Source organism: Chlorobium ferrooxidans DSM 13031 (assembly GCF_000168715.1).
Lineage (GTDB): Bacteria > Bacteroidota > Chlorobiia > Chlorobiales > Chlorobiaceae > Chlorobium > Chlorobium ferrooxidans.
The window spans coordinates 1-13626 of the sequence record NZ_AASE01000024.1 but is presented as its reverse complement, the minus strand read 5'-3'; the positions used below and the strand labels follow the sequence as shown (position 1 = coordinate 13626).

Genomic DNA, 13626 nt, shown 5'->3' with positions numbered 1-13626 from the left:
GCAATGAAGTATGAATTAGTGGTGGGCCTTGAGGTCCATTGTCAGCTCAACACAGAGAGCAAGGCATTTTGCGGCTGTTCAGCAAAGTTCGGGAAACCGGCAAACACCAATGTCTGCCCGGTCTGTCTGGCTTTGCCGGGCGCTCTTCCGGTGCTTAACCGCCAGGTGGTTGAAGATGCCGTTAAGCTCGGAATTGCAACGGGATGCACGATTGCGCCTCACTCCGTGCTTGCCCGGAAAAACTATTTTTATCCCGATCTGCCGAAAGGGTACCAGATTTCGCAGTTTGAGGAGCCGATCTGCAGTGAGGGAAATATTCATATTGATGCCGGTGAAGGGCGCAGGGATATCAGGCTGATACGAATCCACATTGAGGAGGATGCCGGCAAGTCGATTCATGATATCGGAGATGATACCTATATCGATCTCAACCGGAGCGGAGTTCCGCTGCTTGAAATTGTGAGCTATCCCGATATGCGCACCCCGAGAGAGGCTTCGGCCTATCTGCAGAAAATTCGCCAGATTGTGAAATATCTCGGCATTTCGGATGGCAATATGGAGGAGGGAAGCCTTCGCTGCGATGCAAACGTCTCCCTGCGCCCGGTTGGAGCGACGGAGTATGGCACCCGTACCGAGATCAAGAACATGAACTCCTTCAAGAATGTCGAGAAGGCTATCGAGTACGAGGCTGAGCGCCATCGCGAGATTCTCGATGGCGGCGGTGTCATTGTGCAGGAGACCCGCCTCTGGGATGCCGACAAAGGTGAGACCCGTTCAATGAGGGGCAAGGAGTTTGCCCATGACTACCGTTATTTTCCTGATCCTGATCTGGTTCCGGTGCTTGTTGACCAGGAGCTGCTTGACCGGATGAAGAGCGAGCTTCCGGAGTTTCCCGAAGTTCGTGCTGCCCGTTTTGTCACGGAGTATGCCATTCCGGCTTATGATGCCGCAGTGCTGACCGTTGAGCGGGAGGTGGCTGACTATTATGAAGAGACAGTCAGGGTGTCGGGTGACGGCAAGGCATCCTCAAACTGGGTGATGGGTGAGGTATTGCGAACCCTTAAGGAGAAGTATCTGGATATTTCCGAGTTTGCCATCTCTTCCGAGCGGCTTGGCGGGCTTATCGCGCTCATTGGAAAGGGTACCATCAGTAACACTATTGCCAAACAGGTGTTTGAGCTGATGCAGCAGAATGGGCTCTCTTCTTCGGAGATTGTTGAGCGTGAAGGTCTTGCGCAGGTCTCGGATTCAGGGGCAATCGAATCGGTTGTCCAGGAGATTCTTGATGCCAACCCCGGTCAGCTTGCCGCCTATCGCGAGGGAAAGACAAAGCTGCTCGGCTTTTTTGTCGGGCAGTGCATGAGCAGGATGAAAGGCAAGGCTAATCCCCAGATGGTCAATGAGGTGCTGCTGAAAAAGCTCGAAGGGTGAGCGTTTTCAGGACTCGCCGTCGAACAGGTCTTTGATGCGGTTTGTTTCGGGCCAGGTTTTGGCAAGATCAGGATTGATAACCTCGATTTTTTTTCTTGCCTCCTGCAGCCTTTTTTTACATTGTCCGGCAATGGCAAGTCCCTCCTCGTAGAGCGAGATGGAGCTTTCAAGGCCGGTATCGGGATTTTCGATATTCCGGGTTATTTCCTCAAGCCGCGAGATCAGCTCTTCGATAGCGGGTTTTCCGGAATGTGCAGCAGCCATAGGTATGTGATGTTTAGATGTTGATGATGAAAATAGGTAATGTGAAAGATTATTCAAATTCAGGAGTGTAAGTGAAGTTTGTAGATAGTGCCTCCATTGTTATTGCCGCTGGAGACGGTGGCAACGGCTGTGTGAGTTTTCGGAGGGAGAAATTTGTGCCAAAGGGTGGTCCCGATGGCGGTGACGGTGGTCGTGGAGGCCATGTATGGTTGAAAACAAACAGGCAGCTCACCACACTGCTCGATTTCAAGTATAAGAAAAAGTATATAGCTGATCGTGGCGTCCATGGGCAGGGTGCACGGAAAACCGGCAGGGATGGAGCTGATATTGTTATTCAGGTACCGTGCGGAACGCTTGTGCGGAACGCTGAAACCCAGGAGGTGATTGCCGACCTGACCGGCGAGGAGCAGGAGTTTCTGATTGCCAGAGGGGGCAAGGGCGGAAAAGGCAACCAGCATTTTGCCACCCCGACCCGTCAGGCACCCCGTTTTGCCGAGCCGGGTCAGAAAGGAGAGGCTCTGGTGCTTGATCTGGAGCTGAAGCTGATGGCCGATGTCGGTCTGGTTGGATTTCCCAATGCCGGAAAGTCTACCCTGATTTCAGTGATAAGCGCCGCGAAACCGAAAATTGCCGATTATCCCTTTACAACACTGGTGCCGAATCTCGGTATTGTGCGTTATGAGGAGTACAAGTCATTTGTGATGGCTGATATTCCGGGAATTATTGAAGGAGCATCAGAGGGAAGGGGACTCGGTCTCCAGTTTCTGCGTCATATTGAACGGACCAAAATACTTGCGGTTCTCGTTTCGGCTGATTCACCCGATATTACAGCGGAGTACAAGACACTGCTTGGAGAGCTTGAAAAATTTGATGAGGGGTTGCTTAACAAACCGAGGATCGCGGTTATTACCAAAATGGATATCGCATCGGAAGATCTTGAAATTCCGCTACTTGAAGAGGGTGTAAAGGTGCTTCCGATCTCAAGTGTTTCCGGCCATGGCCTCAAGGAGCTCAAGGATGAGCTCTGGAAAGAGGTCTCTGCACGGGAGAGGAGTGCTGAACCGTCAGAAGAGGGTCTCGGTAACGATGCAGCAGGCTGAACTCTTTGTCAGGTATGCGCGCCTGGCTGATGCCGGGGCAATTTCTGCCATTACGGCGGAGTATGCCCGCAAGGGTATTATGCTTGAGCGTTCTGATGAGAATATTATCGAAAATATCCGTAATTTTTTTGTCGCCGAGTACAATGGAGAGGTGATAGGGTGCTGTGCCATTGCATTCTATACCCAGAAGCTGGCAGAGATTCGCTCGCTTGCTGTGTTTAACCGGTTTACCCTGAAGGGGATAGGTCGTCTGCTGGTTGAAAAGGCCGAGATGGTTTTGCGCGAGGAAGGCGTTACAGAGGTTTTTGTTCTGACCTTGAACCGTAATTTTTTCGGACGGATCGGCTACAGTGAAATCAGCAAAGAGTATTTTCCCCAGAAAATATGGAGGGATTGTACTCATTGTCCGAAGCTGATGGCTTGCGATGAGATTGCTATGGTAAAAAAACTCTGATTGAGCAGCGCTGAAACCTTCAGAGAAAGTGGTTTGCGTGGTCCCTTAAACATTATAAACAGGTCGAGTATAGTTGTGATAGTTCAGGAAGTTATCGTTAAAAACAATGCAGGGTTGCATACAAGACCCGCTGCCGCAGTAGTAAAGCTGGCATCCCGTTTTAAATCCGATTTTTTTATCGAAATGCAGGGCGTTGAGATCAATGCTAAATCCATTATCGGCGTCATGAGTCTTGCTGCTCCGAAAGGGACCCGCCTTACGCTCAAGCTTGATGGTGAGGATGCGCCGGAGGCTGCCCGCCAACTGGTGGAGTTTTTTGAACAGGGGTTTGGAGAGCAGTAGTTCTGAAAGAGCATGCTATATTTTTTTTCGATTTCCCGATGTTGTCGCGCCGCACGGCGGCTTATCATGATGGACTGAACATAGTCAGGGAACACCCTTGAAAGCACTCCGGATAGCATTTATCACCCCCTTTTCCCCTCTTAAGGGAGGTATTTCCCGGTTCAGCGGTCTGTTAAGGGAGGCCCTCTCTGCCATGGGTTACGACGTTATCTCTGTCGGGTACAGGGCGCTCTACCCGGCTTTTTTGTTTAAGCGTTCGGCAGAAGCCGCTGAAGCGCCTGCACCATCCTCTTCACTATCAGATGCCCGGCTTACGCTCTACAACCCCTTTACCTGGCTTGCAACGATCCATCATCTCCGGCGACTGAAGCCTGATCTTCTGCTTGTAGCATACTGGAGCGGTTTTCTGGCTCCGCTCTGTTATCTGCTCCGCCACCTTACCGGTATCCGGGTTGTTGTGCTGCTTCATAATTTCACTTCCCACGAATCTTTTTTTATTGAGCCATTTATGCAGCGATTGCTTGCTGCATCCTCCGATGCCTTTCTGACCCTCTCATCGGCGGTTTCCCGGGAGTTGCTTGCTGTTGTGCCCGGAGCCCGGGTGTTGCAGCTTTTTCATCCACTCTATCTACCCGAGGCAGTGATGCCCTTCAGAGCTGAAGCGCGCCGTGCACTGAAACTCGACGGTGCAGCACCTGTGCTGCTTTTTTTCGGCTATGTTCGTCACTATAAAGGGCTTGATCTGCTCCTTCGGGCTTTGCCGGAGGTGTTGCAGCGCGAACCCTCTCTCAAGCTGGTTGTTGCCGGTGAGTTTTTTGAAGATCCGGAGCACTACCGGAGTTTGATCCTGGAGCTGGGTCTTGCGGAAAGCGTTGATCTTTATCCGGGTTATGTTTCCCGGGAACGGAGTGCTTTGCTCTTTGCTGCCGCAGAGTGCGTTGTGCTCCCCTACCGAAGCGCAACCCAGTCGGGCGTGGTTCAGCAGGCCTATGGTTGCGGTATTCCCGTTATTGTGACGCCGGTCGGTGCTCTTCCCGAGGTGGTTCGTCAAGGGATTACCGGCTGGATTGCCCGTGAAAGCTCAGCGGCCGGGCTGGCAGGGGCTATAGGGGAGTTTCTCGACAGCCGGAGTGAGCTGCCCGCCATCCATGCGGCTGTTGAGGAGTATTGCCGGGAGTTCTCCTGGGAGGCTTTTGCGGCCGGAGCAGGCCGTTTTCTTGAAACTGAAGCATCCCGAACGTGATGAAGAGGCCTGAACTCTGCATTGTGGTTCTGAACTGGAACGGAGCCGGGGATACGATTGCGTGTCTCCACTCACTGTCGGGAGAGCTCTCGCCTTCATGCATGGTGCTTGTGGTCGATAACGGATCAACCGATGACTCGCTCTCCCGGATCCGGGCGGCTTTTCCTGATACCGAGCTCCTCTCTCTGCCGCTCAATCTCGGTTATGCAGGTGGCAATAATGCCGGATTCCGACGGGTTATGGAGCTTCAGGCGGAGTTTGTACTGTTTCTGAACAACGATACCCTTGTTGAAAGAGGGTTTTCCGCTCCGCTGATTCATGCCCTGCGGAGTGATCCTTCAGCAGGAATTGCCGTTCCGAAAATATTCTATCATGCCCGTCCACATTCGCTTTGGTATGCAGGCGGTGTTGTCCGGCTCTCCACGGGGCTGATCCGTCACACCGGTATCAGAAAAGCTGATGCTCCGGAGTTCAACCGTCCCGGAGTGACCGGTTATGCCACGGGGTGCTGTTTTGCCATGCGCTGCCGGGATTTTGAGCGGGTCGGGGGTTTTGATGAACACTTTGGCATGTATGCCGAGGATGTTGATCTCTCCCTCCGGGTGCGAGCTCTGGGGCTGACTGTCCGCTACGAACCCGCTTCAGTGGTCTGGCATAAGGTCTCTGCCTCTCTTTCCGGAACTCCGTTCAAAAAACTGGCAAAAAAGAGTGCCGCTTCACTTCATCTTTTCATCAAGCACAGGGCATGGGGAGGAGTGCTCCTCTTTCTGCTGCTTCTGCCTTTTCGCCTTGCCGTCAGCTCGGCCTCAGCACTGCTTGAGCGAGGTTCCGCCAGGTCAACCCGGATAAAGAGCGGCCATGAAGGATAAGTTCAGAACGCCGGTGAGTGAGGAGTATCTCAGCGAACCTGCTCACCGGGTTCGGTGGCAGAAAACCATCGAATTTGTCGGTCGATCAGGCTCTTCCCGGCTCCTGACCGCCGCCGCGTTGTCCGGGCTTGATCTGGGTGACCGGACACCGCTCACTGCATCGCTGGAGCAACTGTTCGGGTGCTCTTTCGAGAGCACAACCATTGATCTTGATGTTGAGTCTCTTTCGGGTTCCTATGCAGTGGTAACCGCCTTTGAGGTGCTGGAGCATCTCTACAATCCGCTTCATCTGCTGCTCGAAGTCCGCAAGATACTTTATGGATCGGGTGGCCGGCTTTTTGTGTCGATGCCGATTGCGAAGCCGGCATCACTGAAAAGCGCCGACCATTTTCACGAGATGAGTCGTGACGAGGCGCTCTCGCTTTTCATGCGTGCAGGGTTCCGGGTGGAACGGAGCGGCCAGTTTCGTATCCGTCACCCGTTGTTTTATCTTACAGGTCTAAAGCCGCTCTTGCGGGCATGGTATGAAAAGGTGCAGATTTATGAACTTTCCGTTTCAGAGGAACACCGCTGACGCTCCCATCAGGCTTGTCTGGTTTTCCGAAATACAGTGGGACTTTCTTTCGACCCGAAAGCAGCGTTTGCTCGGACGCTTTTCGGAGCGGTGGCGGATTCTCTTTATTGAGCCGTTTGCGCTCGGGCGCAGCCATCACTGGCTGCCGGTCAGAAGAGGGCGGGTATGGGTTGTCACGGTTCCTTTTCTGAAAACGGTTCCGTTCCGGATCGGGCGACTCCTTGACCATCCGCTGCTGCGTAATCTGCTCTCTCTGCCGGGTATTCTGCTTATGCTCTTCTGGGTCGTGATGCTTGGTTTTGCCTCATCAGACCGCATCATCGGTCTCTCCAATATCTACTGGGGAAGGGTTGCCTCACGTCTCTCCTGCCGGTTCCGTTTTTATGACGCCAATGATGATCATCTGGCCTTTCCGGCTACCCCTTCCTGGCTGAAGGGATATCTTGATGCCTGGCTTTCGCGGATAGATCTGCTCTTTAGTGTCTCCCCGGAGCTGACCGCCCGGTTGGCGGTTCCATCCGGCGTGCGCACGGTTGAGCTTGGCAATGGTGTCGAGTTCAGCCATTTCGCCGATCCGCAGCGTACCACATCCAAAGAGCTTGCCCTGATCAAGAGACCGGTTCTCGGCTATGCCGGAGCGATGGACTGGCTTGATACCGCCCTTGTTGAGGAGACGGCGAAAGCATGGCCGGAGTACTCTCTGGTGCTGCTTGGACCTGCCTATGAGCAGAACTGGTGGAAGAGGCAGGAGCTGCTCAACTCCCTTCCCAATGTGCACTATTTCGGTCGAATTGATTACGGTGAGCTGCCGGCATGGGTACAGCATTTTGATCTTGCCTTGATGCCGCTGCTGAGTAACCGGCTCAAGGAGGTCTCCCATCCCAACAAGCTTTATGAGTATACCGCAGCGGGCGTGCCTGTGCTTTCAATGAACTACTGCAGTGCTGTTGATCAAGCGCGGGAGGTGGTGCATGTTGCCGATACCAGGGATGCGTTTGTCCGCATGGTGCCGGAAGCGCTGGCTGACCGGCGGCGTGAGGCGCGGCAGTCCTTTGCCCGCAGGCACAGCTGGGATGCTCTTGCGGCAACCATGGAGCAGGAGCTGCTGAAGCGGTATCGGGAGCTGAACTCTTGAGACGAAACAGGGTCATAGCCGGCCAGGCAGGACTCTCTTTTGGAGGATTTCTTTTCGGCCAGGCATCAAGGTTCGCCTTCAACCTGCTTGTTGCAAGAGCACTCGGTGCCGAGGCTCTTGGTACCTATGCGATTGCCATTGCCGTTATCCAGATAGCAGAAGTGCTTGCCGTTGCCGGTCTTGACTCGGCTCTCCTGCGTTTTGTCAATCTCTATCAGCGTGATCCTTTGCGACAGAAGGCTGTTATCGCTTCTGCCCTGAAAACAAGTCTTGTGCTTTCCATTGCCGTTGCACTCCTCCTTGTGCTTTTTTCAGGGGCGATTGCTTCACTTTTTAACGGCAGCAGGCTACTCCGGCTCGTTATCTGCTGCTATGCGGCAGCCATCCCCTTCAATGCCGCAACACAGCTTTACGGCCATGCCACTCAGGGATTCCAGAAGCTGCAGCCGAAAATTATTGCAACCCAGGTTGTCGCCCCGCTGCTCCTGCTGCTGTTGACTTTTCTCTTCCGCTTTACGGCAGGCCATGATGAAGCGCTGCTCTTTCCCTTTGTGCTTGCTTCCGCAGGCGCCTTTTTCTGGATCCGGCCAACGCTCGAAAGAGTTACCGGTGTTGTTACCCCGGATATTCTTCGTGCCCGGAGTGATCGCCCCATGCTTGCCTATGCGCTGCCGTTTATGGGGGTTTCGCTGTTAAGCATGATGACGCACTGGCTTGATGTTGTTATGCTTGGCATGTTTACCGACACGGCAACGGTCGGAATCTATCATCCTGCAGCCAGAACCGCAGGTCTCATCAGAGCGGTGCTGCTTGCTTTTTCAGGAATTGCCGCACCGATGATTGCCGAGCTGCACGCCGGAAGAGAGCGTGTGGAGATAGAGCGGATCTACAGGATGGTGACGCGCTGGATTATCGCTGTGGTGATCCCTCCGGTACTGCTTTTCACTCTGCTTCCCGGTCCGGTGCTTGAGCTGTTCGGGCCCCGCTTTGCGCCAGGCAGCACGGTTCTGCTGCTTTTGACGGTTGCTTCGTTCCTGCAGGTCTCTTTCGGTCTCTCTTCAACGGTGCTCGCCATGACGGGGTATTCGCGACTCAGTTTCCTCAATGCTCTTGGCGCGTTCGTTTTGCAGGTTAGTCTGAACTATCTGTTGATACCCTTGATGGGCATCAATGGCGCGGCTCTTGCAACACTGATAGTCTTCTTGCTGCTCTCCGCATTCCGGCTCATGGAGGTTCATCACTTTCTGAAAATTCATCCATTCGGAAAAGAGCTCTGGAAGCCCGTTGTTTCAGCACTGCTTTCCGCTCTGCTGCTCTTTGCTGCAAGGCCCTCGTTGCTCACACTCTCTCCGTTCATCGGGTTAGGAGCGGGAGCCGCTCTTTGCACCGGCAGTTATGCCGCAGCGATGCTGCTTCTGAAGTTGGAAGAGGATGAGCGGACGATTATTTTAAAGTTTATGCCCTTTCTTGACAAAAAGCCAAAGCGATAACGCAGTGAAAAAAAAGATTCTCTCGTTGCTCACGGTTTTCGGGATCTATACCCTTCTTCTGATCCTGCTCTTTTTTCCGCTTGTTTTTCAGTCCAGCACGCTTGTTGCGCCGGACTCGCTTATTCCCCACGCCTCGACCCTGGCGCTTGACAAATTGCAGGGCGAAACCGGAATCTACCCGCTCTGGCAGCCCTGGCTCTTTTCAGGCATGCCGACCGTTGAAGCATTCAGCTATATCAGCGGGCTCTATTTTCCCAACATGGTTTTCAGCCTTTTCCATACCGATGGTATTATCCTCCAGCTTCTTCATCTTGCCTTTGCGGGAGTGGGAGTGTTTCTTTTTCTCCGCCAGTATGGTTTGACTACTCCTGCTGCACCGCTGGGCGGGGCACTCTTCATGCTGAATCCCTACATGACGGCGATGCTGGTGCATGGTCATGGCAGTCAGCTCATGACGGCGGCCTGGATGCCATGGATGCTCTGGGCTGTTATGCGACTCATACAGCGCGGTGGATTTGTTGATGCAGGGGTTCTGGCGATAATCGCCGGATTTCAGCTGCAGCGCTCACACGTCCAGATTGCTTACTACTCATGGGTGCTTGCCCTGCTGCTTGCCGCTGTTCTCCTTGTTTTCTGTCGCGATTCATTGCAACGTGCGGGCACCCATAACGGTTTTCCCTACGGTCGGATAGTGCTCCTGATTGCCGCGCTCGGCTGCGGGGTTGCCATGTCGGCTTCAATTTATCTGCCGGCCTCGGAGTATGCTCCGTATTCAGTGAGAGGGATGGCCGCAGCGGGAGGGGCTTCGTCGTGGGAGTATGCCACCCTCTGGTCGATGCACCCTCTGGAGCTGCTGACTTTTCTCGTGCCGGGTTATTTCGGATTCGGCGGTGTGACCTACTGGGGCTTTATGCCATTCACCGATTTTCCCAATTATGCCGGAATTGTGGTACTGCTGCTTGCCGCTGCAGGCGCATACCGTAGGCGAAAAGATGCGATGATATGGTTTTTCAGTGCTGGCGCACTGCTTGCCCTGCTGCTCTCCTTCGGCAGGTTTTTCAGCCCGGTGTTCGATCTTTTCTACCATTTTGCGCCGCTTTTCAGCCGTTTCAGGGTGCCCTCCATGGCGCTCATCATGCTCTACCTGATCATCGCCTCTCTTGCAGCCATAGGAGTGAACGACCTGTTGCAGCGTTCAACCGAACGGCTGCTGAAACCGATCCGGATCGGAGCGCTTTTCATGGCGGTTTTTCTGCTGCTCTTGCTTGCCCTCCAGTCGCCGATGGAGAGTTTTTTCCGCTCACTCTTTCCTGATCCTTCGGTCGAGAGTTTTGATCTCTCCTTTATGATCAACAAGGTGCGCTGGGAGCATCTGAAAGGAAGCCTCCTGATCGCTTTGCTTACGCTTCTGCTCTTTACGGGTGTGCTCTGGCTCGGCATCAAGGGGAAGCTCTCCCACAAAATGACGGGGTTGCTCATCTTTCTTCTGGCGCTGCTTGATCCGCTCTGGATTGACCTACAGATTATCTATCCATCTGACAGCTCCTTGCGCTCGCCGGTTTTTGCGGAGAGCCGCATGGTGGCGCCGGCCTTTCAGCCTGACGACATCACCCGATACCTGGCAGCACAGAAAGGGGAGTTCAGAATCTACCCCGCCGGGCCGCTCTTCACCGAGAACAAGTTTGCCCTCTCCGGTATCGAGTCGGTCGGCGGCTACCACCCCGCCAAACTCAAAATTTACGAGGAGTTTCTTGCAAAAACCGAGAATCTCGCGAGTATCAACGTTCTCAGGATGCTTAACGTTGGATACATTGTCACTCCAGTCCCGCTCAGCCACCCGGCCCTTGAGCCGGTTAAAACCGGCAACCTTCAGCTTGCAGGCGGCCCGGTCCCGGTCACGGTCTATCGGTTGCAGTCAACACTTCCACGGGTCCGGTTTGCAGAGCGGGTTACCGGTGTGCGGGATAGCGACGAGCTTTTTCTGCGCCTGCTTGATGACGCGGCTCCTCAGGGTGAGGCTTTTGTCGATGGATCACTCTGGCGCGGAACCAGAACCTTTGCTGCGGCAACAGTACTGTCGATGCAGCGGGGATCCGAATCGATACGCCTGAAGGTTTCGGCCCCCGCTGATGCTTTTCTCGTGGTGAGCGAGATCTACTATCCTCTTCGCTGGAAGGTGACGGTGGACGGCAAACCTGCCGTTATGATCAAGGTGAACGGTCTCTTGCGCGGAGTTATGGTTCCTGCGGGCAGCAGGGAGGTACTGTTTTATTATGACAGGACTCTCTTTGAAACCGCGAGGCTTATCTCATTCGGAGCGTTTGGCGCAGCTCTGCTGATGGTTGCGGGAGGGGTATTCATCAGTCGTTTTCGACAGAAGGACGGGGTGATGTCGAATTGACAGGATGATTTATACATTACTGTGCTCACGAATTACTTCTTCTTCAACTGCTTTTTGAATGAACTGATTTAAAGAGATTCCCTTCATTAGAGCAAGTCGTTTTGCTTTTTTGTGCAAGTCAGGAGCTATTCGGACGTTGAAACTTCCTTTGTAAGACTTATCAGTTTTCTTGCCGATTTCTTTACATAGCTCTATGTAATCGTTTACGGCCTCATGAAATGCCTTTTTCAGTTCAATCACACTATTGCCTTCAAATGAAACAAGATCTTCGATCCCCTCGATCTTGCCAAAAAACACCTCGTCATCTGCATTGAAGTGCACCGATCCTATATAGCCTTTATAGAGCAGAACGTCTTTCATACAAGCCCCCTTGATTTCAGTTCCTCAATGACCAGTTCAATTTGATATTGTTTTAACTCATTACCCGGATGTGGTTTATGTAAACGGATAATATGCCGGGTACTTTTATCAATAAATGCCACTCTTGATCCAGATGTTTTTCCTTTTTGACTCTCTTCGTAACCAAATGAGCTCAGAACTCTACATAATTCATTATATGTAAAGTTTTTAGGCCTTGAAAGAAGCCTTAATATCAGCTTTTGGTCTTTACTCATATTCTAACGTACAACATAGGTACAATAATTGCAACTGCGAATCGGTTGCGCTTGGCAGGTCAATCGCTTTCTCCTCTCTGTGGCTTATTGCGTGGCGCTCTTCTTCGACGGGGAAGCGATTCATCCTGCAGGAGGCGGCCGGGAGCATCCTCTTTGGCTATTAACGACACATCTTCGAGTAGTCCGAGCAGACGAAGCACCTCAACATAGTAGCCTATAGCAACCGAAGGGTCGCCATTCTCGATTTTATAAAGCGTTGGTCGCGACATGTCAACCTTGAGGCAGACTGCCTCCATGGAGAGTTGGCGACGGAGCCGTGCATCCCTGAGGCGAGCTCCGAGAGCGGTCAGCTCTTTTTGTGATGCAGGATATGGTGGCGACGCTCTGTTTTTCATAACGATAATTAATATTTACATAATAAGTATCATTTGTAAAATATCATTACCGTTATATGAAATTTATACTACGATAGCCGTAAAGTGAATGCAAAATATCTTCATGTAATGCTTAAAAAGATCATTATTCTGTATTTCATTTCTCTTGATGATTTCCCCCCTTTTGACCAATTCCTTTGATCTGTTTCCTTTGCATCGGGTACGTTTACGAACCACCCCGAAGATGGCAGAAAGCGCTGTAAATACGGGCATTTTTGCTGTTTGAAGCGAGTGGAGATAAGGCCGTGTTGATTATTATTTCAAGAGTTGAAAAATGTTGAATTAGGTTTTGTTTTTTTTCATAATTCGCTTACATTGTCTGTCCTTATGGATTTTTAGTGTATTGCGTTTTTCGTAATCATAGGTTTTTAAATAGAAAGAGAGTTTTAGTATGCCGACGATTCAGCAGCTCATCAGGCTCGGAAGAAGTGTAAAAGCGTCAAAAACAGCGTCACCGGCGCTTGAGAAATGCCCGCAGAAGCGTGGTGTATGTACGCGTGTTACACGACTACTCCTAAAAAGCCTAACTCTGCACTGCGCAAGGTTGCGCGTGTCAGGTTGTCCAACAAGATTGAGGTTACAGCCTATATTCCTGGTGAAGGTCATAACCTGCAGGAGCATTCAATTGTTTTGATTCGTGGCGGCAGGGTGAAGGATCTTCCTGGTGTACGTTATCATATCGTGCGTGGTTCGCTGGATACGTCCGGTGTTGCTGATCGCAAGCAGAGTCGGTCGAAGTATGGAGCCAAACAGCCCAAGGCTGGTGCAGCCGCTCCTGTCAAGGGTAAAGGCAGATAAGTCGAATCATAAATTCAGAGAAGAGCATGTCAAAAAAAGGTGGCTATAAAAGAATCGGTGTCGATTTTCGCTACGGCGATGAGAGTGTTGCCCGTTTCATCAATGCGGTAATGCTTGATGGCAAAAAGGCTGTCGCTACGAAGATTGTTTATGATGCGTTTGGTATCATTGCCGAGAAGATGAGTGGCGAGGATCCTCTGGAGGTTTATCGCAAGGCGATGTCCCACATTGCTCCGGTCGTTGAGGTTCGCAGCAAGAGGGTTGGCGGTGCTACTTATCAGATTCCGATGGAGGTCAAGGCTTCCCGGAGAGGTGCGCTTGCATTCCGCTGGCTGAAGCTCTATGCGGCAAAGCGTGGAGGTAAGTCGATGGCTGAGAAACTTGCTGCCGAGTTGATGGATGCTGCCAACGAGCAGGGTGCATCGGTGAAAAAGCGTGATGAGGTTCATCGTATGGCTGATGCAAACAAGGCGTTTG

General features: G+C 52.2%; 15 protein-coding genes and 1 pseudogene. 12 read left to right on the top strand and 4 right to left on the bottom strand.

Annotated features, from left to right (window positions below):
- Positions 1–3 precede the first annotated feature (3 nt).
- The gene (gatB, locus tag CFERDRAFT_RS09885; RefSeq protein ID WP_040433693.1) at positions 4–1431 is read left to right on the top strand and encodes an Asp-tRNA(Asn)/Glu-tRNA(Gln) amidotransferase subunit GatB; all 1428 of its coding nucleotides are present in this window, start codon (positions 4–6) and stop codon (positions 1429–1431) included.
- Positions 1432–1437: 6 nt separating this feature from the next.
- Here gatB and xseB read toward each other — a convergent pair whose 3' ends face one another.
- On the bottom strand, positions 1438–1695 hold the full coding sequence (xseB, locus tag CFERDRAFT_RS09880) for an exodeoxyribonuclease VII small subunit (protein ID WP_006367102.1): 258 nt from the start codon (positions 1693–1695) through the stop codon (positions 1438–1440).
- A 71-nt stretch (positions 1696–1766) separates the two neighbouring features.
- Here xseB and obgE point away from each other — a divergent pair, with 71 nt between their 5' ends.
- The 9 genes from obgE to CFERDRAFT_RS09835 all read left to right on the top strand — a co-directional run bounded on the left by obgE (position 1767) and on the right by CFERDRAFT_RS09835 (position 11303).
- Positions 1767–2795, top strand: coding sequence for a GTPase ObgE (gene obgE, locus CFERDRAFT_RS09875; protein ID WP_006367101.1), 1029 nt, complete (start codon positions 1767–1769; stop codon positions 2793–2795).
- On the top strand, positions 2782–3249 hold the full coding sequence (locus CFERDRAFT_RS09870; RefSeq protein WP_040433684.1) for an N-acetyltransferase: 468 nt from the start codon (positions 2782–2784) through the stop codon (positions 3247–3249). The genes obgE and CFERDRAFT_RS09870 overlap by 14 nt, the downstream gene beginning before the upstream one ends.
- Positions 3250–3324: 75 nt before the next feature.
- Positions 3325–3591, top strand: a complete 267-nt coding sequence (locus tag CFERDRAFT_RS09865; protein ID WP_006367099.1) for an HPr family phosphocarrier protein — start codon at positions 3325–3327, stop codon at positions 3589–3591.
- Between the two features lie 97 nt (positions 3592–3688).
- Positions 3689–4834, top strand: a complete 1146-nt coding sequence (locus CFERDRAFT_RS09860; RefSeq protein ID WP_006367098.1) for a glycosyltransferase family 4 protein — start codon at positions 3689–3691, stop codon at positions 4832–4834.
- Positions 4834–5703, top strand: a complete 870-nt coding sequence (locus CFERDRAFT_RS09855; protein WP_006367097.1) for a glycosyltransferase family 2 protein — start codon at positions 4834–4836, stop codon at positions 5701–5703. Before CFERDRAFT_RS09860 ends, CFERDRAFT_RS09855 begins: the two co-directional genes overlap by 1 nt.
- Entirely contained in the window at positions 5693–6277 is a 585-nt protein-coding gene (locus CFERDRAFT_RS09850) for a methyltransferase domain-containing protein (RefSeq protein WP_006367096.1), read from the top strand. Before CFERDRAFT_RS09855 ends, CFERDRAFT_RS09850 begins: the two co-directional genes overlap by 11 nt.
- A complete protein-coding gene (locus CFERDRAFT_RS09845) occupies positions 6246–7412 on the top strand; it encodes a glycosyltransferase (protein ID WP_006367095.1) in 1167 nt (388 codons plus the stop codon). Before CFERDRAFT_RS09850 ends, CFERDRAFT_RS09845 begins: the two co-directional genes overlap by 32 nt.
- Positions 7409–8902, top strand: coding sequence for an oligosaccharide flippase family protein (locus CFERDRAFT_RS09840; RefSeq protein WP_006367094.1), 1494 nt, complete (start codon positions 7409–7411; stop codon positions 8900–8902). Before CFERDRAFT_RS09845 ends, CFERDRAFT_RS09840 begins: the two co-directional genes overlap by 4 nt.
- 4 nt (positions 8903–8906) lie before the next feature.
- Positions 8907–11303 carry a hypothetical protein gene (locus tag CFERDRAFT_RS09835; protein WP_006367093.1) on the top strand — a complete coding sequence of 799 codons (2397 nt, stop codon included), beginning with the start codon at positions 8907–8909 and terminating at the stop codon, positions 11301–11303.
- 9 nt (positions 11304–11312) lie between these two features.
- On the opposite strand, the gene CFERDRAFT_RS09830 is transcribed toward CFERDRAFT_RS09835, so the two are convergent.
- From CFERDRAFT_RS09830 to CFERDRAFT_RS09825, 3 genes are read right to left on the bottom strand one after another with little or no spacing between them, the layout of a single operon-like run.
- On the bottom strand, positions 11313–11663 hold the full coding sequence (locus CFERDRAFT_RS09830) for a type II toxin-antitoxin system HicB family antitoxin (protein WP_006367092.1): 351 nt from the start codon (positions 11661–11663) through the stop codon (positions 11313–11315).
- Complete coding sequence (locus CFERDRAFT_RS12200; protein WP_083791488.1) at positions 11660–11917, bottom strand: type II toxin-antitoxin system HicA family toxin; 258 nt, start codon at positions 11915–11917, stop codon at positions 11660–11662. Before CFERDRAFT_RS12200 ends, CFERDRAFT_RS09830 begins: the two co-directional genes overlap by 4 nt.
- Positions 11918–11976: 59 nt before the next feature.
- Positions 11977–12312: a helix-turn-helix domain-containing protein gene (locus tag CFERDRAFT_RS09825; RefSeq protein WP_006367091.1), complete on the bottom strand. Its 336-nt coding sequence runs from the start codon at positions 12310–12312 to the stop codon at positions 11977–11979.
- A gap of 430 nt (positions 12313–12742) precedes the next feature.
- On the opposite strand from CFERDRAFT_RS09825, the pseudogene rpsL reads away from it, so the two are divergent.
- A pseudogene (rpsL, locus tag CFERDRAFT_RS09815) lies at positions 12743–13149 on the top strand (30S ribosomal protein S12).
- A 26-nt stretch (positions 13150–13175) separates the two neighbouring features.
- Positions 13176–13626 (top strand): 30S ribosomal protein S7 (gene rpsG, locus CFERDRAFT_RS09810; protein WP_040433690.1); only part of this gene is annotated, 451 nt, incomplete at its 3' end.